Genomic DNA, 25,054 nt, shown 5'->3' with positions numbered 1-25,054 from the left:
AAGATCAGCAACAAGATACATGATCTTTGAGGAACGCAGCACTAATACTGCAACGGCAGTCGGTTCGGTAGCTTGCTGGTGTGGTGGTGGATGTTGTTGCAGCGGAGTTGGATTCGTTGCGCGAGAGGATCGGTGGGCGGTTCACGCGGTCGGAGCCGCGGGGCCGGGCCCGGGAGTACGTGACCGGGCTGGTCGCGGGGCTCGAGCGTAAGAACGGGTGGACGCTGGCCGAGCGGGCCGGTGAGGTGAGCCCGGACGGGATGCAGCGGTTGCTGCGGTGGGCGGATTGGGACATCGACGGAGTCCGCGACGACGTGCGCTCGTATGTGGCCGAGCGGCTCGGGGACCGGGATGCGGTGCTGATCGCCGATGACACCGGGTTCCTGAAGAAGGGCCTGCGCTCGGCCGGGGTGCAACGCCAGTACTCCGGCACGGCCGGACGCACCGAGAACTGCCAGATCGGAGTATTCCTCGCATATGCCTCCAGCCACGGCCACGCCCTGGTGGACCGGGAGTTGTATCTACCGGAGTCGTGGACCGACGACCGCGACCGCTGCCGGGCCGCCGGTATCCCCGAGGAGGTCGGGTTCGCGACCAAGCCACGGCTGGCGATGGCCATGCTGGAACGGGCACTGGCCGCGAAGATGCCGTTTCGCTGGTTCACCGCGGACGAAGCCTACGGACAGGTCAAATACCTGCGGGTTTGGCTCGAACAACACGACATCGCCCACGTCCTGGCCACGCGCCGCAACGACACCCTGATCACTACCGGTTTCGGCCAGGCCCGCGCTGAGGAGCTCGTCGCCGCGCTCCCGGCCCCTATGTCGACGTCGGCATAGATCGACGCACTCGGCTACCTGCCGTTGCCGGCCGAGGCGGCGTCAGCGTTGTTTCAGGCCGTGTCGCAACGCTATTTGAAGACCTCGATCGTGATCACCACCAACCGCGGCGTCGGATCCGAAGGCGAGATCCTCGGCGACAACACCGCCGCGGCCGCGGTGCTGGGCCGGTTGCTACACCGGTCGATGGTGATCAACCTCGACGGGGACTCCTACCGCCTGCGCGACCACCAGGCGACCGCGGACCACTTCCGCCGGGCCACGACGGGCAACCGGCAGCCCCTATAATCAGCACCGCTCACGGGTGGGACATTTCGATCAGCCCGGTTGGGGGGTGTCCCTATCGTGTTCGTCAAGCTGCTGAGGTTGCGGGGGTCCGGTAGGGCTGTTTGTTGCGGAGCATGGCGAACAGGACGTCGCAGCGTCGTCGCGCCAGGCAGATGAGGGCGGCGTTGTGTTTCTTGCCCTCGGCTCTCTTTTTGTCGTAGTAGGCGCGGCTGGCCGGGTCGTGCAGGGCGGCGAATGCGGACAGGAACAGCGCTCGTTTGAGTTTGTGGTTGCCGGAGCGGGCGGGGTGTTCACCGCGGATGGAGCTGCCGGAGCGGTGGGTGATCGGGGCGATGCCGGCGTAGGAGGCGAGGTGGCCGGCCGAGGCGAACGCCGTGGCGTCACCGACTTCGAGCAGGATGCGGGTGCCGGTCCTGACTCCGATGCCGGGCATCGAAGTCAGGACCTCGGCAAGAGGGTGGTCGGCGAACATCTCCTCGATGTCCTCGGCAATCTGCTTGCGTTGCAGCAGAACTACTTTCAACGAATCTGCCAGTTTCGGGAGCACTGTTTCAGCGGCTTTGGTGCCGGGAACGGTGACGGTTTGCGCGGGCAACGCGGCCAGGATTTCATCGACGAGCCGCGCGCCCATGCGTGGGGCGTGTTTGGTGGCGATGGCGGTGAGTTTGCGCCGACCAGCGGCCCGGATTCCTTCCGGACCGCCGCACCGCGACAGAATCTCCAGCACCGCTGGATGGGCGATGCGGGGTCCGAGGACGCGTTCGAGAGCGGGGTGGATGCCGGTAAGCAGGCCGCGGATGCGGTTGCTGGTGCGGGTCGCTTCACCGGCGAGGTCGTCGTCGAAGCCAGCCAGAACACCGAGTTCGGTGAGGGTCTCGTCACCGATATCGACGCGGCGCAGCGTGTGCGGCATGGTGCGGGCGGCGTCGGCGATGATGTGGGCGTCGCGGGCATCGGTCTTGGCCTGACCTGGGTAAAGGTCGGCGATGCGGCGCATTGCCAGCCCGGGCAGATAGGCGACATCGTGGCCGCAGGCGCGGGCGACGGTCACCGGCAGGGCGCCGATCGTGTTGGGTTGATCGACCACGATCAACAACCGGCCGTGAGCGGCGAGCTTGTCGAACACCGCCCGCAACCGCGACTCGTCATTGGGCAATGCCTTGTCGAACAACCGTTTCCCGTTCGGGTCGAGCCCGACCGCGTGGTGTTCGCCTTTTCCCACGTCAACGCCGCAGAACACGGCATAGGGGTGTGTCACCTTGCTCGGTCCTCATCGCATCGAAACGCTCGGTCGGACGGCCGCCGATCTGGCGTCAACGCCCGGCACCCACGTTACGAAGAGACCTACCCTCGGCCCTGTCCCCATCAGCGGTCCGTCGACGCCACCAGAGCCCGGCGACACCACCCCCCCGGATCATGAGAAAGACAGGGGCAAGAAGTCATACCGAGCTTGGCGACCGTGGGCCCGATCTCGGTACCCACGAAAAAGGTAACGGGGATTCGGGGCTCTGTCCCACTTTCGATGATGGGCGGGTGTCGATTGTGTTGGGGTGCTGGGGATTCCGGTAGAACTGCCGGGTGTGGTCGCTGATGATGCAGCAGAGGTGTTGTGGCAGTGGATGTTCCCGGATCGGTCAGGTGTGCGTGTGGTGGGTGTGAGCCGGGTTGGGGCGATTATTCGGTTCGATGCGGTGACCAGGGAGGTCCCGCAATCGTGTCCGGGGTGTGGGGTGGTCTCGTCGCGGGTTCATAGCCGGTATTCCCGTGAGATCGCCGATGTCGCGGTCGCGGGCCGGGAAGTGTGCTCAGGCTGGCGGTGCGGCGGCTGTTCTGCGGCAACGATGAGTGTGAGCGGCGGATCTTTGCCGAGCAGGTGAACGGGTTGACTGTGCGTTATGGGCGTCGCAGCCTGGCCCTATGGCCACCCGCCGTCCGGTGGGCCTGTTGCCCGAAGCCAGCTCCGATGCGTTGGCTGCCTGGCTGCGCGAGCATCTGGGGATCGAAGTGATCTGCCGTGATCGCGCCGGCTACTTCGCCGACGGCGCTCGCCGCGGAGCCCCTGATGCAGTGCAAGTCGCGGACAGGTGGCATCTTATGGCGAACCTGACCAGTGCTGTGGAGCGTGTGCTCGCGCGCAAGCGTTCCTGCCTGAATGAGCGTGACCCGGATTAGATTCCGGCACCACCGATCCCGCGGCCGGCCCCACCGGATGGCCCGTTAGCGCAGCGGATCACCCGGCAACACCCACGAATCCAACAGATGCTGGGTCAGGGTTGGACGATTAGCGCGATCGCGCGGGAGTTGCATCTGGACCGCAAGACCGTCCGACGCTACGCGCGCACTGAGGTCGAGGGTCTGCTGAGTTCCGGTGTGCGCCGCGCGAGTCTCACGATCATCGATCGCTGCGACGAGATCGCCACCACCGCTGGCCTGGCCCCCGAATTCGCGATGCTGCTACGGCAACTGCGAGGAGCGGAGCTCGCGGCTTGGACCCAGCGCGCACAGGCCAGCGGAATCCGGGAGATCAGTTCCTTCGCGGCCACACTGCACCGTGACTGGGATGCCGTGGTCGCCGGACTGACCCTTCCTTACAGCAATGGCCCCACCGAAGGAAAAGTCAACCGCCTCAAGCTGAGCAAACGAGCCATGTACGGCCGAGCACGCTTCGACCTACTCCAGCTCCGCGTCTTGGCCACCTCGTAGCAACCGGACCAATCATCGAAAGTGGGACAGAGCCAACTTCGGCGAGCGCAGTCACCGCGCATACTACGACCGCAGGATTGCCGGCGGATCGTCCCCACGCGCGGCCATGCGCCAACACCATCTGGCGCATCATGATCGCCGACGACACCAGACGCCGCCGAAGCCCAGCCGAGCCGTGTTCTGCAACTTGACAAATAGAGAGGCAGCGTCATAATCCCCGTGAGGCGCTGCCCAATCCAGCTTCCAGCCAGATGGCGCGTGCCACGCTGACCGATGCGAACAGTGAGGTTGCTACGCCCGCCGGTTTCGACGGCAAGGACAAGGTCGACGTGAACAACCACGAATGGGTGGTCGACCTCACCAAGTGACCGGTTCGTGCCTGGCGATGCCGTCGCAACGCCAGGCACGACGCACTACCCGACCGGCTCCGGTTCCGGTTTCTCCTTGATCGCGGCGAGTTCGCGCTCGACGCGCTCGTCATGCGCCTTCGCCTCCGCAGCGGCTTTCTTCGGGCTCCAATGTCCGGACATCAGGAACACGAACGGCAGGAATACGACCTGCGCGATCAGGCAGATCCACCACCAGCGCTTCCACTGTCCCGGCGAATCCTTGGCCGCCTGCAGCACCTCGGTGGCGTGGGCGGCCAGATAGGCCTGGTCATCGGCGGGGATGGTGCCGACCGACTGCAGCTGTGCCGTCGCCTGCGTGAGCTCGGGGCCCACCTTGGCGGCGACCGCGAGGTCGGCGGCCGGGAGCTGCTGGGTCGCTTGCAGGCGTGCGATGGCCTGGTCCACCGGGATGCCGAACTTCTCCGCGACCTGGCCGACCGCCGCAAGCCCCGCTGCGGCATCGGACGGATTGGTGGACAGCGTCGCCAACGTGGCCGGGTCGATGGCCTGAAGTGTCGCCAGCTCCTGCGGATAGCGGGTATTGAGGCCGACGGTCGTCTGGATCTCGGCAGGCGACGCACCGGTCAACTTGTTGAGCGCCGCGACCTGTGCGGCCTGATCATCGGGGTTCTGCTGCAGCGCCGCGAGAGTATCGGTGCCGACCGTCTGAATGGTCGCGAGCTGTGGACCGTACTTGTGCTGGATTTCGGCGAGTCGAGGACCGTAGTTGACCAGTGTGCCAGCGGTATTGATTACGATCAGCAAGCCGAACAACACAATGGTCACGACACCGCGCAGCGTGCCGCCCCAGACCGCGAGACCAACCGCGGTCGCGGCCGGATTCCGGTTCTCCACGGTCTCGGTGAAGCTGGCCATCCAGGTGGCGTAGGCGATGCCCACACCGACCGCGATGACGCTCAACCACAACGCGAACGTGTAGTATCCGGTGTCGGGCTTCTCGGTATAGCCGAGGAATACGAACAATCCGACAATGCTGATGAGTGCGCCGACGATCATGAACAGCTTGCGCACCTTGACGTAGTCCGAAACGATGCCTGCCAGCACGAGCGCGATCGCATTGGCGATCCAATACCAATTTCCGAGGGCATTCGCCTTGGCCGAACTGAACCCGAAAATGGTTGCCATATAAACGGGTAGGAAAGACACGATGGTGTAGAAGTAGGCGAGAAACATGCTGATCGCCAGCGCCGATCCGACGATATTGACACGCAGCATCTGCCGCCATTGCCCGTGTTCGAGCGTGCTGACGTCCAATCCGTGCGCCCGCGCTTCGATCAGCGCGCGATCGCGCATCGACACCATGATCTGATCCCGCAGCGCCGGACTCAGTTCACGCAAGCCGATCACCGCGAATACCGCGATGACCATGCTGATCACCCCGCACAGCCGATAGTGGTACTGCCAATCGGGATGGGCGCCGAGGGTGTGAGTGGAGATTTCGGTGGTGATCAACGCGCCGAGCACCGGTCCGAGGGTCCAGAAGCCCATGGCCGAGGCCCGGCCCAACTGCGGGGAGAAGTCGCGAATCAATGCCGGTGTGGCCACCAGCACCGCGCCCTCGGCAATGCTCACCACGCAGTAGACGACGAGGTAGGCCTCCTTGCTCGTGGTCGCGGGTACGGCGAACAAGGTGAGCAGCGAGCAGATCACCACGCCATAGGCGACGATATTGGCTCGTCCCCAGCGGTCGAGCAGGCCGGCGAGCACCGAGGCGGCCGCGCCGAATGCGGCGCCCGCGATAAATATCCCGACGAAGTACCGGAAGGATAGGTGGAAGTAGGCAATCAGCTCATTGCCCACCGCTCCGGCGACGAATAGCTGGTAGTACAGGGCCACCGAGGTGATGACCACCAGGGCCAGATACCAGGAGCGGGCGGGGGTATCGGGATAGTGCGGTAGCTTGCGCTGCCACAGCCCCGTGAGCAGGGTCGGCGAAGCTGCGGTCTGGGTCGAGCTCATGGTCGAGATGCCTTTCTGGCCCCGGCATCTCGTAAAGGAACCTGAACCCTCCGCGGGTCAGGACGAGTTGCCGGCTGGAAACAAGGGAGTGAGCCGGGTGGAAACCCGGTAGCGAAATGGATCACTTAGCGCACATTATTCGGATCAAAAGACCGATTGAATTGCGCAACTGAAATGGGCGGTATCGGTGACCGGGACTGGTGGTTGACCCGTGTGGGCGGGGGTCGGGGTTGCGAATTCGACAGTCGCGGAGGAGTGTTCGATTCCGCCGCTCGGCGGGCGGTCTGTGGGTAGCGGCGGAAATGATTGCCGCGTGGCCGGATGCTTGCTGGAAATGATTCCGGAGCGATCGATTTCGGTGATGCCCGGTCTGGCGTAGCCGCAGGCCCCCTGCCGGCCTGACCACCGCCAACACACCATGCTCTACGCCCCGCAGTGACGGACAACAGTGGCCGGGTGTCGTTCGGCAGTTGCGGACGTATCGCATGTGCATCTTCAAGCGAGGATGCGAAGTTCAATAGCAGCCTCGCGTTGGAAGTGGAATCTGTCACAGGCACGCGGCTGACTCTAAGTCCGCAGTAGACGCATGTCAACAAATTTCATCGAACGTCAGCTATCTGGAGCGCGGCCTTCCAGCATCGCGTAGATGACCCCTTGAGCAGCACGTTCAAGGCTCGGGTCGCCGTCGGCGATCGTTCCTCGCTACCTGCTCGTTGGCCGAACGGGTGCGCTGTCGCTCACTCTAGTTTGTCAAGATGGCCCGTATTGACAATCTAACTTATCGAGACTTATCGTGCCGACAGATCATCGAAGGGGCGTGCCGTGAAGAGGGCGGATAGGAGCGTCGGTCTAGCACGACAGTTGTAGTTGTTATCTGCAGATTTGCTGTGTGCTGGATGGTGTTGTGCCGCAGGATAGTGCGGTGTGGCGGTCGAGTCTGGATGATGTGTTCGCCCGCGTTGCGGGGGCGGTCGGGCGGGCGGAGCCGCGAGGGTGCGCGAAGGCGTATGTGACGGGGTTGCTGGCGCCGGTGGAGCGGAAGAACTCCTGGCAGCTGGCCGAGGCGGCGGGGTGGTTCCCGACGGGTGCCGGCATCTGCTGAACCGGGGCGCGTTGGAGTGTCGATGAGGTGCGTGATCGGGTCCGCGCCTATATGGCGCGAGGCGCTGGCTTCGCCGGATGGGTTGCTGGTGGTCGATGAGACGGGTTTCGTGAAGGAGGGACTGCGCTCGGTCGGGGTGCAGCGACAGTATTCGGGCACTGCGGCCGGATCGAGAACTGTCGACTGGGTGTGTTCCTTGCCTATGCTGGTCGCTGGGGCCGGGCGTTGATCGACCGTGAGTTGTATCTGCTGGAGTCGTGGACCGCAGAGCGTGACTGTTGTGTTGACGCCGGTGTGCCCGAAAGTCGCTGGAGTCAGGGCTTTTTACCAAGCCATGGTTAGCCGAGGTGATGATCGGTCGGGCGCTGGCCGCGGGTGTGATGGCCGGGTGGGTGACCGCCGATTCCGCCTACGGGCGTGACGGCAGATTCAGGGCGTTCCTGCAGGCGAATCGGATGCCCTATGTGGTAGAAGTCCCGGTCAGGCACACCATCACCGACGTCGATGGTCGCCGCAGAGTCGATATCCTGATCAGCCGCGCCCCCCGCCGAAGCATGGCATCGTGTCTCGGTCGGTCCTGGAGTCCGAGGGGAACGCGAATACGACTTCGCCTGGGCCGCCCTTCCGGTCCTCGACGACATCCCGGCCGGTTTCGTGCGCATCCTGCTGGCCCGGCGATCCCGCGGATATCGCCTACTACGTGTGTTTCCACCCCGACGCCATCGATCGCGGCCAGATCGTTGCCGTGGCCGGTGGGAGGTGGGCGATCGAGGAATGCTTCCAAGCCGCCAAAGGGCAATGCGGCAGTGCCCACCTGGTCGCCGAGGTCGACCAGCCGCGCAACTGCCACCGCAGACTGTCCAAATCCAATCGGACTGGCCTGCGACCAACGATCTTGTGGAAACTGGCGATAAGGGGCGGTGACCCGTTCGGCGGTGATCTTGGGGCTTTCTGCGTAGGTTGACCGTCGGTGTCCGAGAATGAGGATGAGAAGGGTTTTCTGACCGCGGGGCAGGTCGCGGGGTACGGCTGCTTCGACGGGGAGCCCTCAACGGAGGACCTGCAGCGGTTCTTCTATCTGGACGACCAGGACCGCGTGTTGATCGGGAAGCGGCGTGGTGAGGCCAGTCGGCTGGGATTCGCGCTTCAACTGACTACTGTGCGTTTCCTGGGCACGTTCCTCGACGATCCCCTCGATGTCCCCGCGGGGGTGGTTGACGAACTCGCCGGCCAGCTCGGGATCGCCGACCCGTCGGTGGTGAAATCCTATGTGGAGCGCGTCAATACCAAGTGGGAGCATCGGCGGGAGATCTGCCGGGCGCAGGGCTGGCGTGACTTCGCTAGTGTCGGTGAGGAGTTGACCCGGTGGATCGATGACCGGGCCTGGAATACCGGTGCCGGGCCGAAGACCATTTTCGATGGCGTGGTCGCCTGGCTTCGGGCCCGGCAGGTGCTGCTGCCCGCGGTGGGTGAACTCGAGAGGCTGGTCGCCCGGGTGGTGCGGGCCACGCATGTGCGGTTGTGGACCACGCTGGCCGAGTTGGTGACTGCCCGGCAGGCGGGGTTGCTGCTGGATTTGATCGAGGTGCCCGACGGGCGGCGGGTCTCGGCGTTGGAGGTGTTGCGGCGCGGCCCGACCGATCCCACCGCCAAGGCCCTGGTCGCGGCCTGTCGGCGCATCGCGCAGGTGGCCGGGATGGGTGTGGGCGCAGTGGATTTGGCCGCGGTTCCGCAGCGGCGGGTAGTGGATTTGGCGCGGCGCGGCATGACCTCGAACGCGACCGATCTGCGGCACACCCGCCCGCACTCGAAACGGCTGGCGACACTGCTGTCCACGGCGGTGTATCTGGAGGGCAAAGCCACCGACGACGCCCTGGAGCTGTTCGATGTGATCATGACCAGCGTGTTGCTGGCGCGCGCCGAACGCCGATCGGCCGTCGACAAACTCGAGCGGTACCCGCGGATCAGCAAGGACGCCGCACGCCTGGCGGCCGCGGTCGCGGTGCTCCTGGAAGCCGAGGACTGGGGCGATGAGGTCACGATCGCGGTGTTGTGGGACCACATCGGCAACGTCGTGTCCCGTGCACAGCTGCGGGCATCGGTGGCCAACATCAACGAGATCATGCCGCCGGATGCCGACCCGGACGGCGAGTGGCGGACGGCGTTGATGACCCGCTATCCGTTCGTGCGGAAATTCTTGCGGGTGTTCGTGGAGACGATCGAGTTCGGGGCCAGCGCCGACGCCGAGCCCGTGCTGGCCGCATTGCGGGCTCTGCCCGACCTGCTGGACAAGCCCGCGACCAAGCGGGTACCCGCCGGCTACCTGGATGCTCGCAGTGTCGACCTCGAGGTGGTGAGCCCGGGCTGGCGGAATCTGGTGCTACGCCGCGATCGCCCGCCCGGCACCGTCGAGAAGGTTGCGTACGTGTTCTGTGTGCTGGAGGCGTCCCATCAGCGGCTGCGCCGCCGCGATATCTTCGCCGCCGCGTCGTCGCGGTGGGCCGACCCGCGCGCTTAACTGCTCTCGGGTGCGGCATGGGAGGCCGGCCGCGAGTCGCTGATGAATTCGCTGCAACTACCCGCCGACCCCGGCGAACTGCTCGACGAAGCCGCCGCGAGCTGGACGAGATCTGGCGGCACACGGCCGCGCGGGCGGCGGCCGGTGCGGTCACCGTCGATGCGCAGGCCCGGGTGCACGCAGGCGCGCTCGAAGCGATCCCGGAGCCGCCGAGCCTGATCGATCTGCGACGACGGACTCAGGCGATGATGCCGAGGGTCGACATCGGCGAGCTGATCCTGGAGGTGATGAGCTGGTGCCCGCAGTTCGCTACCGCCTATACCCACATCGGTGGTGGGGCGCGGATCAGTGACAACCTCGACCTCACCCTGGCCGCGGTACTGACCGCGCAGGCCCTCAACGTCGGCTGGGGACCGGTCGTCACACCGGGAGTCGATGCGTTGACCAGGTCCCGGATCGGGCACGTCTACCAGAACTATGTGCGCGCCGAGACCCATGCCGGGGCCAACGCCGCGCTCATCGACGCTCAAGCCGGGATCGGCACCGCGCAGTTGTGGGGCGGCGGGCTGGTCGCCGCGGTGGACGGCACCCGGTTCGTGGTGCCCGTCCGCAGCATCGACGCCCGCGCGAACCCGAAATACTTCGGCCGCCGCAAGGGCAGCACCCTGCTCAACATGATCAACGACCAGGGTGTCGGGCTGGCCGGGATGGTCCTGTCCGGAACACCCCGGGACTCGCTGTACGCGGTGGATCTGATGTATCGCCGCGACGGCGGACTCCGCCCGCAAGTGCTGATTTCCGACACCGGATCGTACAGCGACATGGTCTTCGGCCTGCTCAAACTCCTGGGCGTCGCCTACCGCCCCGAGCTGGCCGACCTGCCCGACCAGAAACTGTGGCGCATCGACCCGGCCGCGGACTACGGGCCCCTGGACCGGGCCGCCCGCGGCAGGATCGACCTGGCCAAGATCACCCGCCACTGGCCCGACATCGTGCGCGTGGCCGCCTCGGTGCACAGCGGCCAGGTCAGCGCCTCCGATGTCATGCGGATGCTGCAGCACGGCGGCAACCCCACCCAGCTCGGCGACGCCCTGGCCCACTTCGGGCGAATCTTCAAAACCGTGCACGTGCTCACCTACGTCGACCGCGAACCGTATCGGCGCGACATCAAATGGATGCGCAACCTGCAAGAAGAACGCCACGGCCTGGGCAAACACGTCTTCCACGGCCGCAAAGGCGAGCTGCGCGAGGCCTACCACGCCGGGATGGAAGACCAACTCGGCGCGCTGGGCCTTATCGTCAACGCCATCACCCTGTGGAACACGCGCTATCTCGACGATGCGTTGAATCAGCTACGCGCACAAGGCTATCCGGTGCTCGACACGGACATAGCCCGCCTGCACCCGTACTGGCACAAACACATCAACGTCCACGGGCACTACAGTTTCCAGCCACCGGAACCCGCCCGCCGGGCACTACGCGATCCCGACCTCCCCGACGACGAATAGGACGCCGAGGCCCGCCGTGTTCCCGCCGGCGCCGCGTTGCGCCTGGTCATGGAGCGCAATGCCGATGACCGCGTCATGTGGTGGGCGCATCAGCGAGGTGGGGTTCGAGGGCGCGGTAGAGGGTGGAGCGGCCGATCTGGAGGTGTTTGGCGATGGCGGTGACCGACTCGCCGCGTTTGCGGCGGTCGATCGCGACGGCCAGGGTGTCGGCATCCACCGCCGCGGGGCGTCCGCCCTTGCGGCCCTGGGCCGCGGCGGCGGCCAGGCCGTCGAGGGTGCGCTCGCGGATCAGCTCGCGTTCCAGCTCCGCGGCCATGGCCGCGACCATGAACAGCATCTTCTCCGCCATCGTCTGGCCGTTGGGTTTGTGCACCCCGGCGCAGATGCCGGTGAGGATATGCAGGTCGATCTCGCGGGCATGCAGCTCGTCTTCGAGCAGCACGAGCAGTTCCTTCATCGACCGCGCGACCCGGTCCGGTTTGTAGATTACCAGGGTGTCGCCGGGCTTGAGCGTCGCCAGGGTTTTGCGCAGCTGCGGGCGGTCGCCCCGGGTGCTGGCGGTCTCCACGACGACCTCGCGGCAGTCGGCACCGGCGAGTGTGTCGAGTTGCAGCTGGTGATCCTGCGATCGCCCGGACACTCTGGCGTAGCCGATCCGGACGATGTTGGTGTACGCCATCGGAGGATGGTCCCGCATACTGTCCCGGAACTCAAGATCCGCCACCCGGTTCCGGGACGGGTTCCGAGACAGGCCGTCATGGGCGTTCGCCACACTCTTTGCTGCCGTCCCGGATTCGACCGATATTGGGACGACTACCCCTGTCGCCTCGAAATCTCAGGCAGTTTTCATCGATCTGAGGCGTCCGGCGCGCAGTCTCATGTAGTTGAAGCATCTCTGCCGTGGTCCCGCTGGCCCTGGCGGTGAGGCCACGGCGATCAGGCTTCGAGTGTGGCCGTGGGGAATACGCGACTCAGCCGATCGGGCCTTTCCCTGGGCCGGCACTGTCGGAACAACCGCCGCAACCGTGAGATTGCGGCACCGACCACGACTCCTACACCCGCGCAACGAAATACCCCGACGCCAGGCGTGGGGCCAGCAGAGAGGTCGCATAGGGGGTAGTCAGGTGGGGCGAGGCGTCAGCGTGAAGGCCAGTTCGGCGAAGGCGGTGGCCGTGGGGAGTGGGTCGGCGGGCCAGGCCAGGAGGATGGTGCGCTCGGCAGCCGGGTCCAGCGGGATCGCGTGCACGCCCGCACGATGGGCGGGCAGCGACAGTTCGGGGACGATGCTCACCCCGAGCCCCTCGGCAACCATGGCGAGAATGCTGTTGGTGTCACGCACCCGATAGTGGCACTTCAGGCTCGCCCCCGCCGCCCGCGCGAGTGCCGTGATGAGCGGCTCGCACCCGCCTGTGGACATGATGAAGGGGTGCCGGGCCAGATCGATTATCGGCACCGAGTGGCAAAGACTCAGCTCGTGACCGCCTGGCAGGACGGCTAGCATACGATCGGCGGCAAGCGGCCGCGCCCCCAACCCGGCAGGGACCCAGACCCCGATACTCCGCCCTGTCGAGGACCCGGTGGTGCCCGCGACCCCGGATGACACAGTGGCGATGTCCGCCGCCCCGGTTACGAGCCACTCCAGCACCTCGTCGTCCGAGCCCTCCATCACCGTGAGCCGCACCGCCGAATGCACATCCGCGAACCGCCGCAGAATCGGCGGTAGCAGCCGGGCGTTGGCGCTGGGGATGACGCCGACGCGCAAGCTGCCGCGCTCGCGCCCCCGGGCCGCGGCCACCTCCTGCTCCAGCGCCTCCACCTGAGTGAGGATGAGCATGGCACGACGGCACACGGCACGCCCAGCCGCTGTCAGACTCACCCCGTGGTTGCCCCGGACCAGCAGCGCGATCCCGAACTCGCCCTCCAGCGCGCGCAGAGCGTGGCTGACGGCAGACTGCGTGGTGGCCAGTTCCTCGGCGGCCCGGGTCATGTTGCCGGTCCGTGCGACCGCCTGCAGAATCCTGAGCTGGGTGAACGTCATAGCGCCGCACGCAGCAGGCCGACGACCAGCGGGTGCGGGGCCTCGGGACGCGAGCGGGCCTGCGGCACGAACAGGGTGGCCACATAGAACGGGTGGCCAGGGATCTCCAGCACCCGGGCCTCGCCGTCACCGTCCACGGCGGTGACCAAGAAGCCGCCCTCGTGCAGGGCCCCTTGCCGGCGAGGGTCGAGCCCGAAGTTGCAGTAGTACTCCTCCTCGACCTCGGCCCGCCCGTACAACGCGGCCACTCGGGAACCGGGAACCAGGGTCACGGGCATGGTCTTGCCGGCCAGCGAGCAGGTCAGTTCCGACACGAACAGGGTCGAGGCGTACGGGTCGTACTCGGCGTGCTGGGCATCCTCGTAGCCGAGCACGTGGCGGGCGTACTCGATGACCATGTGCTGGCAGCCACCACACGTCCCCAGAGTAGGCACGCTGTGCTCACGGCCGTGACGGAGCGCGGCAAGAGCGCCCGCCAGGCTGCGGTACGGGCTGCCCGGCGCGCACCACAGCACGTCGGCAGCCTCTACCTCGGCCAGATTCGATTCAAGCGGTTCGGTGGCAAGCCAGCGGACATCCACCCCGATGCCCAGGTGCGCGGCAGCGTGCCGCAGCGCGTCGTCGGTGGCCAGGTGCGGGGAAAACGCCGGGTCGCGGTCGCCGATGACGGCAACGAGCAGAGATCGGTCCATGGCCATCACTATCCGACGGTCCGTCCGTGAGCACCAATACAGGACCAAGCATCCGCCATGAGCAACCACTCATGTCAGTAGCTTTCAGAGTTTCGCGGCGGCCCAGCACCATCAGATCGTCATTGCCCCTTTCCGGCCTCACCCCAGTAGAGGCTAAACGCCAGTTTTCACAAGATCGTTGGTCACGGGCCGGACTTCATCGGGCACGTTGCTAACCCTTCGGTCCGGCTCGGCCGTCTCGGCGAAGCCAAAACCGTTACTCGAAACCGGCTACGAACACCGATCGCGGCACCGATAAGGTCGACCGCTCCACGGCACCGTCATCGGCGACATAGAAACCGCACGGTCCAAAGCGATTTCCCCCGCGGGCACCGGCGAATACACCAGCCCACACTGATGCGATCGGCCTGCGGCGTCGACATCGGGTATCGCGGCCCCCGCGACGGATGTAGTCCCGGACGAGGTCGATCGCAGCTGCCTTGAGGATGCGACCCGCATCGTCTGCGGCCAAGCCCGCGACCACGAACTGGAACATGGCGCCATCGACGTCGACCCGGTCGCCGTCACCGAAGACGTGCACTATCTTCTCGCTGGTCACGACACCCGCCTCCGCAGCGGACACCAACGATTCGGCGGCCTCCGACGCCTCACCTGATCGGTCATCCCCCAGGCTGCCGATAACGCCCGCCACGGTGTCGACCGTCCACACCGCGGGCATCGCCGCCGCGCACTCCGACGTCGGAGCGGACTCGCCTCGATACCACCGCCCTGCCGAGAATGAACAAAGACGAATTCGAGGGGTTCCTCACTGCCGAGATTCCGTTCTTCGAACAGAACTACCTGGTGTTGCAGGGACTGTCCACCGACAGCGGTGTGGTGGCCCGCCACCTCGTCGGCGGGGCTGGCACCGCGCAACCGGCGCGTGAGCACGGTTTGGTGGTGCCTGCCGATGTCATTTTCGCCGCCGACTCAGCGTAGCGCGGCGGTAGACCGCTTTGTCGAGACTGCAAGTCTTGACAAAGGAGCTTGTCGAGAATTACCCTCTCGCTAACATCACAACGAGGAAAGGTCGCGCCAAACCGAGTAGTTCAGAAGGTTCCAGCGGATCGGCATACGGGCGTTGTCGGCTAATCGGACGATAAGCAGTTGAACGACAGCGCCGTCAGCGAGTAAGTCGTCCATCCGGGCCTATCGGCCGGCGACGGGACCGCCTGACGATACAGCGCATCGCAGCGCCGCACGCGCAATATTCGCCATCACAGCATGCACTGGTCGGAGACCAGTTTTAAAAGACTGCGGGCAGAGTTTCTCGGCACCACTGAAGAAAAATCGGCGGCCTTCTCGGTGTGCTATTAGTGCCACCAATGCCACCAATGCTATCCACCGACGCATATGTCGGATTTGATACCGAAGTCACAGCGGCACTTGACCGAGTCAGGTGCTCGCGTCACCACAAATCTGTGATCGAAAAGAAGAGGTTTGATGACAAAGAATGTGCTGATCGCCGGATGCAGCAGCGGCTTCGGGCGACTTACCGCTGTGGCTCTGGCTCGGCGGGGCCAGCGAGTCTTCGCCACGATGCGTAATCATGCCGACGCCGACGAACTCATCTCCCTCGCCGCTTTGCAACGTCGAGAATCGATACGGTGGTCGTGCCGAACGTGCGGCATCTGACCGGCTGTCTCGACGCGGTACGCCGCGACCACGATGTGTGGACATTGGCTCCACCCAGCTCCTGGCCACGCAACGACATCTGCGGCACGGCAAGCGATTTCATCGCCAACTCGGGACGGTTCTGATGAAGATCCCGCGCCGTGTCAGGCATATCCACATCGAATCCGGGCCGCTCCATCAATATCTTGGCGAATGATGTGAGCTCTTTCAGTTAGGTCGTCCGCATGTTCCACTTCACCCCCGGCATCCGCGCTCGCATCTTGTCGATTGCTTTGATCCCCAGCGTCGTGCTGCTGGCTGTTGGCGCGGCTGGTGCGGCGATTTTGGTGACCCAGGGAGTTCGGGACAAGAATTTCGCAGACGAGAATGTGCGATCCGCTCCAGCCATCATCGACCTGACCTCGCTCATCCAGAATGAGTTCCGACTGACCTTGCTACGCGTCAGTGGCAAACCGATAGCTCCGAATGACCTGGTAGACGCGCGGGCTCGGGTTGATGAGCAAATAAAGGTCAACATCGGACAGCTGGCGGATATGAGCAGCATGCGTCCGGGGACTGTGGACGGTTCTTCGTCAGAAGTGGCCGACGCATACCAACACATCGTCCAGCTCCGTGGGCGTGTCGATACCGGCATGTCCTCGATCGATGAGGTGTACGGCCTGTACATGCAGGTAGCCCGTTACGGCTCGACGATCATGGACGGCATCGCCAAGGCCGCTCGGGACGTCAGCAACGCCGCCTCGGCGATAACCTCCACGAGATTATTTTCCGCCGTCCTGACGGCGGGCATGGCGCACTCGATGGCTGCGGCGGCAGCCGACGCCGAAGGTCTGGCTCCGGCGTATTGGCGGGAGTCCGTTCGTCAAATGGATATTTACCACAACGAACTTGCCAACTTGGCCCCGCAGCTGGCCCCCTCCGCGAAGCGGATGCTGGACGATCTCACTGGTAGCCAGCTCTGGCAGCAATCCACCGCAATCGAAGAGGCGATCATCTCGGATGGGGCGAGGGCACGGGATGACCAGCGCCGGACCGCAAGCACTGCCGCACTTCAAGGGACGGCGAGCACTGCGGCACTTCAGGTAGACCTGGATGCCTGGCACGTGGCATTTACCGGAGTCGAGGCCAAGCTTCTGGAGGTGTGGCGCACCAATTTCGCCGCTACGCATCAAGTTGCCAGCGATATCGCGGACCGAACTGTCCGGAACTCGATCGCGGGTGGTGTGGCGGCTGTGGCGATCGCCTTCGGTATCTTGCTCGTTTCGGTCGGAATGTCGAACCGGTTGACCCGGCGACTGAAGCGGCTACGCGGTGAGACCCTCGCGATGGCCGACAAGCAGTTGCCTGACATCATGACCCGAATCGGCAACGGAGAGTCGGTTGACGTCGAGTCAGAGGTGGTCCGGCTCGACTTCGGACGCGATGAGATCGGCCAAGTGGCGGATGCGTTCAATCGTTCCCAGCTGGCGGCGGTGTCGGCGGCGGTCACCGAGGCCAAGACCCGAGAGGCCGTTAATGCGGTGTTCTTGAACATCGCTCATCGCAGCCAGCTCATGATGCATCGGCAGTTGGAGATCCTGGATACAGCTGAGTCGCGCCAGGAGGACCCGGAACTGTTGAGCGTGCTGTTCCAGCTCGATCATCTGGCGACTCGTGAACGTCGCAACGCCGAGAACCTCATCATTCTCGGCGGTGAGCGGCCGGGTCGTCGATGGCGCAACCCGGTGCCGCTCATAGAGATCGTCCGAAGCGCGATTGCCGAAACACAAGACTATCAACGGGTTCGATCAAGTCGGGTGCCGGACGTGCGAGTCATCGGCACCGTCGTCGCCGACGTCATCCATCTGCTCGCCGAGTTGATTGATAACGCAACCTCCTTCTCGCCCTCGGGTTCTCGGGTGGAAGCTTCGGGAACCATCGTCGGCAAGGGGGCGGTCGTCGAGGTCGTCGACCAAGGTCTCGGGATGCCCGGTGCGGAATTGGACCGTGCGAACGAGATGCTGCGGAACCCCCCAGACTTCGGTGTGCTCCACCTATCCAGTGATTCGAGGCTCGGGCTGCTGGTCGTCGCCGCGTTGGCAGGTCGTTCCAACATTAAAGTGCGGTTGGCGGAATCGGACTATGGCGGCGTTCGTGCGGTCGTACTCATTCCGCAGCACCTGCTCGATACCGAGCTGGTGCAGCCGGGGAGTGGTGACGAAGGCGCCGGCCTGTCGGATAGTGCAGAGCAGTTCGGAAGTCAGCTGAATGGCTGGACGCCGCAGGTCTCGTCGTCCAGATCTGTCGAGCTTTTGGAGAGTTCCGCGGACCTCGCTCGGCGGACCGGCGACGTTCCCGAGACTCCTGGCTGGCCCGGAGACAGCGAGTTCGGACCGGTGGCCGCAGAAGGGCGGCCGCCGCTCCCGCGCCGACGGCGACAGGAACATCTCGCGCCGGAACTTGCGCAGCCGACTTCCTCGGCCTCGTCAGGTAGATCTACACCAATCGGCAGTCGTTCACCGGAACAGGCGCGGGACCTATTCACCGCGATCGAAGCGGGTACACGACAGGGACGTCATGCCCAAAGCTGAGCTTGATTCGCACATCGCCGACGATTACAAAGGAAAGTCACAGTGACCACTCCCACCGACCTCGATTGGCTGCTCGATGATTTGGTGCAGCGCCTACCCGGCGTACGCCAAGCGGTTGTGCTGTCGACCGATGGGCTGCTGATCGGCAACTCCACCCATATGTCCAGAGAGGACGCGGAACACTTCTGCGCCATGTCGTCCGCGCTATATGGTCTTGCGCGAAGTTCGGGCAGCCGATTCGGTGGTGGGGAGGTCCGACAGGCGGTCATCGAATTGGCGGAGGCGGTCATATTCGTAACAGCCGGTGGGCCCAACGCGTGTCTGGCGCTGATGGCGGACATTGCGGCGGATATGGGAATGGTTGCCTACGACATGAATCACACGATCAAGCGCATCGGAAGATACCTCTCAGCGACACTTCGGCCCAGTCATATCGGCAGGGTCGATACAAGACCATGACGAAGCGGCGTGAGCATTGGTTCGAGGATGCCTCTGGTCCACTGGTGCGGCCCTACGCCATCAGCCAGGGCCGGACGGGTGGCCACCACAGCCTCGATATGATCACGCTGATCGTTACAGCCGGGTTCGGCGGCGTCGACGGGTTGGAGCCGGAAAGCCGTCGGATACTGGGGATGTGTCGGCGTCCCACGTCAATTGCCGAGGTCGCCGCCCAACTCGAGCTTCCACTGACGGTGACGAAGATCCTGATCAACGACCTCATAGTCGCCGGCTACCTCATCTACCGGTCACCGGATTCGTCGCGCAGCTCCGGTTCGACCGATATCGATCTACTCCGGACGGTGCTCAATGGCATTCGAAAACTCTGATACCGCCAAATCCATGAATATGATCGCGCAATCGGTGAAGATTCTGATCGCGGGAGGATTCGGTGTGGGAAAGTCCACGTTGGTGGGGGCAATCAGCGAAGTCGCGCCGCTGCGCACTGAAGAGTCGCTCAGTAATCTGAGCGTATCAGTGGACGATCTGACCGGCGTGGATGCCAAAACAACCACCACGGTCGCGCTGGATTTCGGTCGCATCACGATTGATAGCGAATTGATCCTTTATCTCTTCGGCACGCCCGGCCAGGAAAGATTTTGGTTTCTCTGGGACGAGTTATCGCGTGGCGCACTCGGAACAGTGGTCCTCGCGGATCCGCGGCGCCTGGAGTCCTCGTTTTCCGCTGTCGACTATTTCGAGAGGCGGGGAATACCATTTGTAGTCGGCGTCAATTGTTTCGACGGAGGTCCGGTCTACAGCTCTGAAGAGATTCGAAGCGCACTTGATCTCACTCTCGAAGTACCCATTATTTTGTGCGACGCTCGTCATCGTAAATCGGTAAAAGATGTGTTGCTTACCTTGGTGGAGTACCTCATCCAGCAATTCGGAAGTGCGAGGAGTCCGTCGGTCGCAGCGTCCGATCAAGGCTAGTCCGCGATAATCCGTTACCGAGCGATATGCTCGAAAATGCGCTTTTTCATGGAGGATGCGAAGGTGTGCGCAATAGTCAAAACCCGATGCTAGCGGTCAAGGATGCCCAACTAAAACGCTAAATCGCTTGATATACCTGCCGGTGTACGACGTTGACTGCGCTGCCGTAAGGCGGCGCGTTCCTCGTCGATGCGGCCAAACAGGAGGACAGCGAGGTAGTTGGGGGAGCCGAGGTCTTGCGGGGTCTGGCGTTCAGTGCCGCGGTGACTGCTGCGATTTCGCTTGCGCTCCGCTGGGACAGATTTGTTCCATTCGGAAAGTATTGGCGTAGAGAACTATTCGTGTCTTTCGTCCCTCGCTGCCAGGGTTAATGCGGGCCGGCGAAGTAGACGGCGATACCGGTGTCGACAGTGAAATTGGCATGTTGCGCGAGTTCCTTGCCGCGGTCCTAGGTGAGCGAGCGACGCAGCTATGCGGGCAACGTGGCCATCTGCTCGAACAGTGCCTTGCGCATGGCCTCGCTGCTGCGGCGTCCTCTCGGACGGTGGCCAAAGGCCCACGCCTGGACAGGGTCGCGCGCGGGCGGGAGGCCGAGCTTCCCGCATTGGCTTCACCATCGAGGGGGAGGGGTGCTCGGCACGTGTTCGACTGCTTCGATGCGCCGTTCAGAAGATGGCACTGTCTGCGAACGCTGCGGGTGCGCCGGATCACCCGGCCATGGCGTGGGTTCGGCCTGAGGTTCCGGCTTGTGTAGGCGTGACCGGTTGGCGGGCTGGATGATCACCAGCCGTAGTCTGCCGGAGGTGTCGAGTCGGGGCTGGCTCGTGAGGTTCCTGCGCCCGTTCGGGCTGGCTCACCAGGGGTTTGCGCCCCGGCCCGACACGACCGCGGGTCTAACTCAACAGAGGTGTGGGACACACAGGCCGAAAGCCGGAATGTCGCCCGCGGCTCCCTATATCCCGACGAGGAGTGAGGAGACGTGGTTGATGGTGGTGATCGGGGTCGACCCGCACAAGGCCACCCATACGGCGGCGGCGCTGAATGCCGCAACCAACCAGACGATCGAAACGATCCGCATCGACGCGACATTGCCCGAGTATGGGCGGCTTCTGGCGTGGGCAAAACGAGTTTCTGAGCGGTGCTGGGCCGTGGAGAACGCGTGGGGTCTGGGCCGGCACCTGGCCCAATGGCTGATCGCCCACGGCGAGAAGGTCACCGACGTGCCGTCCACGGCCACTGCGCGGGTGCGAGAATTGTCGCGGGGCGGGCGGCGCAAGAACGACAATATCGACGCGGCTGCGGCTGCCAGTGTGGCGGCGTTGCATGGCGATGCGGTGCCCGTCGAGGTTGAGGGAGCGAGCACCGTGCTGCGAATGCTTGATGAGCGGCGCACGAATCTGACCAGGCAGCGCACCCGGACGGTCAACCAGCTGCACCCGGTGATGCGGGAGTTGCTGCCCCGTGGCGTGTCCACCGATCTGACCGCAAACCAGGCCACTGATGTGTTGCGGCGTGTCCGCCCGTCCTCACCGGTGAAACGCGCCCGCAAAGAACTCGCCCGCGAACTCGTCGCCGACGTGCGAGCCCTCGACGCCCGGCTCAAGGCCAACCGGCAGCGTATGCAGGACACCGTCGCCGATTCCGGCAGCAGCCTTCTCGACTTGGTCGGCGTCGGACCGGTGGTCGCGGCTCGGCTGCTGGGCCGCACCGGCCGCGCGTCACGGTTCCGCAGCGCAGGAGCCTTCGCAGTCCACACCGGCACCGCGCCAATAGAAATCGCCAGCGCCGGCAAGCCTCGGCATCGACTGTCCCGCCACGGCGATCGCTAGCTCAACAACGCCCTGCACACCATCGCTTGACGCAAGTGCGCATGCCGGGCACCAGAGGACGGAACTACTACGACGGCAAGATCGCCGAGGGGCAAAGGGCACAAAGCATGAGGACTTGACTCAAGGGACTCGAACGCGTACTTCACCCGCGACGGTTCGCCAGTCGATCGACTGCCAATCAAGCAGGTCGTCCTCCGGTCCGTTCACCATGACGCCCCTCGACCACCGCAGCTGTCTCGATCATGTTGTCCAACTTGCGCTTCGGTTCCGGCGTCGTTGTCGTAGTCTCTTCACAGGCTCACCCGCCCACGTCAGGACCTTTCAGGTCCGGGCAGATGCCGGCATCCGTCCGGTAAACCGAAACCATCGGCGGAGGAGTCGATCACGAATGTCTCGTTCTCTCGTCTCCTTTCGGCCGCCGACATTGGCTTCGTGGGCTATCCAGCGCCCGCTGGCCTGCCTCACGGTCAGCTTGCTGACGACGCCTATGCCGCCGGACTCCAATGGGGTTGTCACGTTCCACACGAGTGAGTTACGAACGTGTCGGGTGCCCTGTACCCACTACGACGGCGATGTTCTCCCGACCGGCTTCGAGTCTTCCGGTCGGCGTCTGCGCTTTCCAGCGACCAGTCCTTACCCCTGCTGTGGCAACCCATCTTCGGGGTTTCCGATGACGAGGCATCATCACGGGTGTACGGTTGTTCACCCTGTCGGCCTTCCCCGTGACTTGTAACTGCCGGATGGAACGGGAGCCCTCCAGCCTTCCGACCTGAGCTTCACACCCCACCGTTACCGGCGACGCGCGTCAGGCCTGGGGACAGATCCTCGAACACTGATTTGTAGCTACACCTTCGGCATCCGCCGACCTCCTCCGATGAAGCTCAGTCAACTCGTGCGACTTCGTGTCGCACCCCGATACCCCGACCTCGGACTACTACGAGAGCTCCGCCACGACCGGCCACCAGCAGTTGACAGTGAGCCTGCCCGCCGCCGGGCAGGATGCCGGAAGTGAAGGGCGATGCCCGGTCGCTTCCCACGTCACTGCCCACCGGTCGGTGGGGTCACGATCGAGCTTTTACCCCGGCAGCATCACCACGAGTACGCCGCAGACTTCCTCATGGTCTTCCGGGCCGCACGGAATGAACAACCGCGGAAGCGGACAGGCCGCCGAAGAAAGCCCACCCAGCACTGCATCGACCCGCGTCCACCAGGTTCAGGGTCGTTCTTGTCAACGCTCTTTGAACATTTCGACGAGCGTCGACACTGTCGCCTGGCCTGTCGCGAACTCTTCTGCGGCTGCCTTCTCCGCACGGTAGTGCAGCACAAGCCCCGCAGGAGTGAACTGCACGGCAAGGTGTCGTTCGGACATGACGGTCACATTCGCCTCGGGATGATACAAGAAGCCCGAGGCCTCAACGGCCGCGACGTGCTGTCGGATTGCGGTTCGGCACAATGATTGTGCAGAGGTTGAGCGTCCAGTTGCTTGACGCGTGTGATGCGCAGTGGGTGACGAATCCTTCTCTGCTGCTGGTTCGAATACTCACCGAGGTCCTGGACTGGTCGACCTCTATCGTCATAACCGATGCCCGCCCAGATCATGGAGCGCGGGGGGTGCCCGCCGCCGCTCATGCTTTCGACCGTTCTTCGGCATTGGTCGAGCAACGGACACTGCATGCAGATCTGCGTGGACCGATGCCACACAGAGGGCGACCCCCTATCCAGATCCCAGTCGTTCGGGTTGGCCGAGCATGGCGGAGATATCCGTGAGGCCTGCGGCGGAGGCGAGCTCGGGGCTCTGGCATTCACTCTCATCGGCCACCAGTCGGACTGCAGTGACATTTCGGTTCGTCCTTTCTTGCAGAGCAGTCAGCCGGGCGAGCGCGCTTGAGTCGATACATGAAGCTGGGTTTTGTCATCGAACCAGAATTGCTGTCAGCGGGGCGAGATCACATCGGTAGAATGGCAAGTGTCGCTGGGCTATGCATACGTAGGACCTAGTTGTATGAGGCAGCGGCGGTGGTGCCGCCTTCGGCGGGCTGTGTTCGACGTATTCGCGGGTGGTGGGGTCGTGGATCATGCGGGTAACGGGGGATCGTGGCCATGTGGAGGGCACGGTTGCACCGCCGGTCTCCACCGCAGTTGAGGCGATGACGGACGATGTTGCCCGACGAGGCGGGGATCAGGTTGGCCCCCAACCAGACAGGCGAACGCAGCTACGGAACGAATGCTGCCGTGGTGAGACCAGGCGATCAGGCAGGCGGCCGTGGCAACTGGTCCAATTTCGGTCTGCTCGAGCAGGCCGGCGGCTGGGGTGGCGCGCACGAGGGCGGCTATTGCCTTCTGGTTGGCAGTGAGTTCGTCGTCGAGCGCCACATCTGGTCACCGACGGCCGCAGTCAGGCTTGGCGGTACAGCTCACGCCGGGCCAGGTAGACGACTCGCCGATGCTCGCGCCGCTGTTGGAGGCGGTCGCGGTACCCCGCCTAGCGGAAGGCCCACCACGGCGCAACCCGCAGGTGCTGCTCGCCGACGAGCTAAATAGAGAGGCATGCCCGCTTTCTTGAAGGGCTCCGAGAATGGTCCGATTGGGCCCGGATGGAGTCTTGCGGGGCAGCGCCAACGACCTGCGATGGTCTTAGAGGGCATCTGAGAACTGAGTTCGGGCAGTGAGCCATATGGCATAACTGCGTTGGGGTCTGCGGGCAGGCTCAGTGGTTTATCACGACGACGTGTTGTGGGTGAGCGTGGCTGCGGACTTTCGAAGGCACTTCGCTGACACGCGCTTACGCTCCGGAAACAGGTATTGATCCGGTTCAGCCGGGAATCCCTGTCCGCGTGTCGAGCCGTTGCTGGCGGATACCGGCGGTATCGACCAGCGGCATCGCCCGTGAGATCCGTTCTTTGACCTCATCAAGCTGCAACGAAGCTGCATGATCCGATTCGGATTCCCAAATCTCGGTTGCCCATACCCCGTCCGGGTCGGTCTCGTCGAGGGCAATGACGTAGAGCCGGCATCCTGGCATAGGATCAGCGTGCTCACCTTCGGTGAGGATCTTCAGCAACTCATCTCGTTTGCCCGGCTTGGCCCCGAGTCGACTATGAAGCATAAACATGCAACCAGACATTAGTACGAGCTCGAACATCCACGCCAGAACCAGCTGGTCGCCCTGTCCCGTATCGGCAGAGCGAATGTTCGGCTGCGTCTGTCGGCTCAGGTGCGCTGGTCGGTGGTGCGGGCAAGTCGGCGGGTGAGAGTGTGTATCGAGGCTAGTGCCTCGTCAAGCAACCTTCGGTAGGTAATCAGGTTGCCGGATCTTGGAGTTGACGGCGAAGTCGCGTTTGGGTCGGGCGTGCTGGTTGTACCAGCGGATGTAGGCGCCGATCGCGGCGTCCTGTTCATCGTGGCTGCGGTGATCGGTCCCGTTCAACGCGAAGTAGCGTAGAGCCGCGAATTCGGCTTCGATCCAGTTCAACCACGATGAATAGGTCGGCAG

21 protein-coding genes and 5 pseudogenes are annotated in these 25,054 nt (G+C 64.2%); 16 read left to right on the top strand and 10 right to left on the bottom strand.

Annotated features, from left to right (window positions below; all coding sequences use genetic code 11):
* Window positions 1–80: 80 nt before the first annotated feature.
* Together ACIHAX_RS35670 and ACIHAX_RS35665 are read left to right on the top strand one after the other, a co-directional pair.
* Window positions 81–818 (top strand): annotated as a pseudogene (locus ACIHAX_RS35670) (IS701 family transposase); the annotation flags it as partial.
* A 21-nt stretch (window positions 819–839) separates the two neighbouring features.
* A pseudogene (locus ACIHAX_RS35665) lies at window positions 840–1,127 on the top strand (ATP-binding protein); the annotation flags it as partial.
* A 64-nt stretch (window positions 1,128–1,191) separates the two neighbouring features.
* Here ACIHAX_RS35665 and ACIHAX_RS35660 read toward each other — a convergent pair.
* Window positions 1,192–2,385: an IS110 family transposase gene (locus ACIHAX_RS35660; protein ID WP_274753104.1), complete on the bottom strand. Its 1,194-nt coding sequence runs from the start codon at window positions 2,383–2,385 to the stop codon at window positions 1,192–1,194.
* Window positions 2,386–2,746: 361 nt separating this feature from the next.
* On the opposite strand from ACIHAX_RS35660, the gene ACIHAX_RS35655 reads away from it, so the two are divergent.
* From ACIHAX_RS35655 to ACIHAX_RS35645, 3 genes are all read left to right on the top strand, one after another.
* Window positions 2,747–3,004 carry a transposase family protein gene (locus ACIHAX_RS35655; protein ID WP_397282055.1) on the top strand — a complete coding sequence of 86 codons (258 nt, stop codon included), beginning with the start codon at window positions 2,747–2,749 and terminating at the stop codon, window positions 3,002–3,004.
* 40 nt (window positions 3,005–3,044) lie between these two features.
* The gene (locus ACIHAX_RS35650) at window positions 3,045–3,299 is read left to right on the top strand and encodes a transposase (RefSeq protein ID WP_397282035.1); all 255 of its coding nucleotides are present in this window, start codon (window positions 3,045–3,047) and stop codon (window positions 3,297–3,299) included.
* Window positions 3,300–3,386: 87 nt separating this feature from the next.
* Complete coding sequence (locus ACIHAX_RS35645) at window positions 3,387–3,830, top strand: transposase (protein ID WP_397282033.1); 444 nt, start codon at window positions 3,387–3,389, stop codon at window positions 3,828–3,830.
* A 413-nt stretch (window positions 3,831–4,243) separates the two neighbouring features.
* Here ACIHAX_RS35645 and ACIHAX_RS35640 read toward each other — a convergent pair whose 3' ends face one another.
* On the bottom strand, window positions 4,244–6,199 hold the full coding sequence (locus ACIHAX_RS35640) for an MFS transporter (RefSeq protein ID WP_364438663.1): 1,956 nt from the start codon (window positions 6,197–6,199) through the stop codon (window positions 4,244–4,246).
* 1,124 nt (window positions 6,200–7,323) lie between these two features.
* Between ACIHAX_RS35640 and ACIHAX_RS35635 the strand changes: the two genes are divergently transcribed.
* The 3 genes from ACIHAX_RS35635 to ACIHAX_RS35625 all read left to right on the top strand — a co-directional run bounded on the left by ACIHAX_RS35635 (window position 7,324) and on the right by ACIHAX_RS35625 (window position 11,327).
* Window positions 7,324–7,530, top strand: a complete 207-nt coding sequence (locus tag ACIHAX_RS35635; protein ID WP_397282031.1) for a transposase — start codon at window positions 7,324–7,326, stop codon at window positions 7,528–7,530.
* 741 nt (window positions 7,531–8,271) lie between these two features.
* Window positions 8,272–9,819, top strand: coding sequence for a DUF4158 domain-containing protein (locus tag ACIHAX_RS35630; protein WP_397282028.1), 1,548 nt, complete (start codon window positions 8,272–8,274; stop codon window positions 9,817–9,819).
* Between the two features lie 173 nt (window positions 9,820–9,992).
* Window positions 9,993–11,327 carry a transposase gene (locus ACIHAX_RS35625; protein WP_397282026.1) on the top strand — a complete coding sequence of 445 codons (1,335 nt, stop codon included), beginning with the start codon at window positions 9,993–9,995 and terminating at the stop codon, window positions 11,325–11,327.
* Window positions 11,328–11,400: 73 nt separating this feature from the next.
* Here ACIHAX_RS35625 and ACIHAX_RS35620 read toward each other — a convergent pair whose 3' ends face one another.
* The 3 genes from ACIHAX_RS35620 to ACIHAX_RS35610 form a co-directional block, all read right to left on the bottom strand.
* Complete coding sequence (locus tag ACIHAX_RS35620) at window positions 11,401–12,006, bottom strand: recombinase family protein (protein WP_397282024.1); 606 nt, start codon at window positions 12,004–12,006, stop codon at window positions 11,401–11,403.
* A 441-nt stretch (window positions 12,007–12,447) separates the two neighbouring features.
* Window positions 12,448–13,365 (bottom strand): LysR family transcriptional regulator, encoded by a 918-nt coding sequence (locus tag ACIHAX_RS35615; protein WP_364438678.1) that lies wholly within the window; start codon window positions 13,363–13,365, stop codon window positions 12,448–12,450.
* Complete coding sequence (locus ACIHAX_RS35610; protein WP_364438681.1) at window positions 13,362–14,057, bottom strand: CTP synthase; 696 nt, start codon at window positions 14,055–14,057, stop codon at window positions 13,362–13,364. The genes ACIHAX_RS35615 and ACIHAX_RS35610 overlap by 4 nt, the downstream gene beginning before the upstream one ends.
* A gap of 777 nt (window positions 14,058–14,834) precedes the next feature.
* Here ACIHAX_RS35610 and ACIHAX_RS35605 point away from each other — a divergent pair.
* The 7 genes from ACIHAX_RS35605 (at window position 14,835) to ACIHAX_RS35575 (ending at window position 19,732) form a co-directional block, all read left to right on the top strand.
* The gene (locus ACIHAX_RS35605; protein WP_397282021.1) at window positions 14,835–15,035 is read left to right on the top strand and encodes a hypothetical protein; all 201 of its coding nucleotides are present in this window, start codon (window positions 14,835–14,837) and stop codon (window positions 15,033–15,035) included.
* Between the two features lie 504 nt (window positions 15,036–15,539).
* Complete coding sequence (locus ACIHAX_RS35600) at window positions 15,540–15,731, top strand: SDR family NAD(P)-dependent oxidoreductase (protein ID WP_364438687.1); 192 nt, start codon at window positions 15,540–15,542, stop codon at window positions 15,729–15,731.
* The gene (locus ACIHAX_RS35595) at window positions 15,704–15,856 is read left to right on the top strand and encodes a hypothetical protein (RefSeq protein WP_364438713.1); all 153 of its coding nucleotides are present in this window, start codon (window positions 15,704–15,706) and stop codon (window positions 15,854–15,856) included. The genes ACIHAX_RS35600 and ACIHAX_RS35595 overlap by 28 nt, the downstream gene beginning before the upstream one ends.
* 99 nt (window positions 15,857–15,955) lie before the next feature.
* Window positions 15,956–18,301 carry a nitrate- and nitrite sensing domain-containing protein gene (locus tag ACIHAX_RS35590; protein WP_364438690.1) on the top strand — a complete coding sequence of 782 codons (2,346 nt, stop codon included), beginning with the start codon at window positions 15,956–15,958 and terminating at the stop codon, window positions 18,299–18,301.
* A gap of 42 nt (window positions 18,302–18,343) precedes the next feature.
* Complete coding sequence (locus ACIHAX_RS35585; RefSeq protein WP_364438693.1) at window positions 18,344–18,760, top strand: roadblock/LC7 domain-containing protein; 417 nt, start codon at window positions 18,344–18,346, stop codon at window positions 18,758–18,760.
* Window positions 18,757–19,128, top strand: coding sequence for a DUF742 domain-containing protein (locus ACIHAX_RS35580; RefSeq protein WP_364438695.1), 372 nt, complete (start codon window positions 18,757–18,759; stop codon window positions 19,126–19,128). Before ACIHAX_RS35585 ends, ACIHAX_RS35580 begins: the two co-directional genes overlap by 4 nt.
* Complete coding sequence (locus ACIHAX_RS35575; protein ID WP_364438698.1) at window positions 19,109–19,732, top strand: ATP/GTP-binding protein; 624 nt, start codon at window positions 19,109–19,111, stop codon at window positions 19,730–19,732. Before ACIHAX_RS35580 ends, ACIHAX_RS35575 begins: the two co-directional genes overlap by 20 nt.
* A 232-nt stretch (window positions 19,733–19,964) precedes the next feature.
* Here the strand turns inward: ACIHAX_RS35575 and ACIHAX_RS35570 are convergent.
* Window positions 19,965–20,180: pseudogene (locus ACIHAX_RS35570) on the bottom strand (IS30 family transposase); the annotation flags it as partial.
* Window positions 20,181–20,718: 538 nt separating this feature from the next.
* Here ACIHAX_RS35570 and ACIHAX_RS35565 point away from each other — a divergent pair.
* Window positions 20,719–21,561: a transposase gene (locus ACIHAX_RS35565; protein WP_364438707.1), complete on the top strand. Its 843-nt coding sequence runs from the start codon at window positions 20,719–20,721 to the stop codon at window positions 21,559–21,561.
* A 1,228-nt stretch (window positions 21,562–22,789) separates the two neighbouring features.
* Here ACIHAX_RS35565 and ACIHAX_RS35560 read toward each other — a convergent pair.
* From ACIHAX_RS35560 to ACIHAX_RS35545, 4 genes and pseudogenes are all read right to left on the bottom strand, one after another.
* Window positions 22,790–22,930 carry a hypothetical protein gene (locus ACIHAX_RS35560; RefSeq protein WP_364438701.1) on the bottom strand — a complete coding sequence of 47 codons (141 nt, stop codon included), beginning with the start codon at window positions 22,928–22,930 and terminating at the stop codon, window positions 22,790–22,792.
* A 700-nt stretch (window positions 22,931–23,630) separates the two neighbouring features.
* Window positions 23,631–23,916, bottom strand: a pseudogene (locus ACIHAX_RS35555) (transposase); the annotation flags it as partial.
* A 457-nt stretch (window positions 23,917–24,373) separates the two neighbouring features.
* Window positions 24,374–24,667: a putative quinol monooxygenase gene (locus tag ACIHAX_RS35550; RefSeq protein WP_397282053.1), complete on the bottom strand. Its 294-nt coding sequence runs from the start codon at window positions 24,665–24,667 to the stop codon at window positions 24,374–24,376.
* 171 nt (window positions 24,668–24,838) lie between these two features.
* Window positions 24,839–25,054: pseudogene (locus tag ACIHAX_RS35545) on the bottom strand (IS630 family transposase); the annotation flags it as partial.

It is taken from the genome of Nocardia sp. NPDC051929, assembly GCF_044548645.1.
In the GTDB taxonomy this organism is placed as follows: domain Bacteria; phylum Actinomycetota; class Actinomycetes; order Mycobacteriales; family Mycobacteriaceae; genus Nocardia; species Nocardia sichangensis.
Note: the sequence above shows the minus strand (reverse complement) of the source record. Positions and strands in the feature narration are given on the sequence as shown.

What these genes read in the sequence shown, in the direction of transcription:
- ACIHAX_RS35655 (WP_397282055.1), top strand. Translation starts at nt 2,747, where the DNA reads ATGTTCCCGGATCGGTCAGGTGTGCGTGTGGTGGGTGTGAGCCGGGTT.
- ACIHAX_RS35650 (WP_397282035.1), top strand. Translation starts at nt 3,045, where the DNA reads ATGGCCACCCGCCGTCCGGTGGGCCTGTTGCCCGAAGCCAGCTCCGAT.
- ACIHAX_RS35645 (WP_397282033.1), top strand. Translation starts at nt 3,387, where the DNA reads ATGCTGGGTCAGGGTTGGACGATTAGCGCGATCGCGCGGGAGTTGCAT.
- ACIHAX_RS35640 (WP_364438663.1), bottom strand. Translation starts at nt 6,199, where the DNA reads ATGAGCTCGACCCAGACCGCAGCTTCGCCGACCCTGCTCACGGGGCTG.
- ACIHAX_RS35635 (WP_397282031.1), top strand. Translation starts at nt 7,324, where the DNA reads ATGAGGTGCGTGATCGGGTCCGCGCCTATATGGCGCGAGGCGCTGGCT.
- ACIHAX_RS35620 (WP_397282024.1), bottom strand. Translation starts at nt 12,006, where the DNA reads ATGGCGTACACCAACATCGTCCGGATCGGCTACGCCAGAGTGTCCGGG.
- ACIHAX_RS35615 (WP_364438678.1), bottom strand. Translation starts at nt 13,365, where the DNA reads ATGACGTTCACCCAGCTCAGGATTCTGCAGGCGGTCGCACGGACCGGC.
- ACIHAX_RS35610 (WP_364438681.1), bottom strand. Translation starts at nt 14,057, where the DNA reads ATGGACCGATCTCTGCTCGTTGCCGTCATCGGCGACCGCGACCCGGCG.
- ACIHAX_RS35605 (WP_397282021.1), top strand. Translation starts at nt 14,835, where the DNA reads ATGAACAAAGACGAATTCGAGGGGTTCCTCACTGCCGAGATTCCGTTC.
- ACIHAX_RS35600 (WP_364438687.1), top strand. Translation starts at nt 15,540, where the DNA reads ATGACAAAGAATGTGCTGATCGCCGGATGCAGCAGCGGCTTCGGGCGA.
- ACIHAX_RS35590 (WP_364438690.1), top strand. Translation starts at nt 15,956, where the DNA reads ATGTTCCACTTCACCCCCGGCATCCGCGCTCGCATCTTGTCGATTGCT.
- ACIHAX_RS35580 (WP_364438695.1), top strand. Translation starts at nt 18,757, where the DNA reads ATGACGAAGCGGCGTGAGCATTGGTTCGAGGATGCCTCTGGTCCACTG.
- ACIHAX_RS35575 (WP_364438698.1), top strand. Translation starts at nt 19,109, where the DNA reads ATGGCATTCGAAAACTCTGATACCGCCAAATCCATGAATATGATCGCG.
- ACIHAX_RS35565 (WP_364438707.1), top strand. Translation starts at nt 20,719, where the DNA reads ATGGTGGTGATCGGGGTCGACCCGCACAAGGCCACCCATACGGCGGCG.
- ACIHAX_RS35560 (WP_364438701.1), bottom strand. Translation starts at nt 22,930, where the DNA reads ATGTCCGAACGACACCTTGCCGTGCAGTTCACTCCTGCGGGGCTTGTG.
- ACIHAX_RS35550 (WP_397282053.1), bottom strand. Translation starts at nt 24,667, where the DNA reads ATGCTTCATAGTCGACTCGGGGCCAAGCCGGGCAAACGAGATGAGTTG.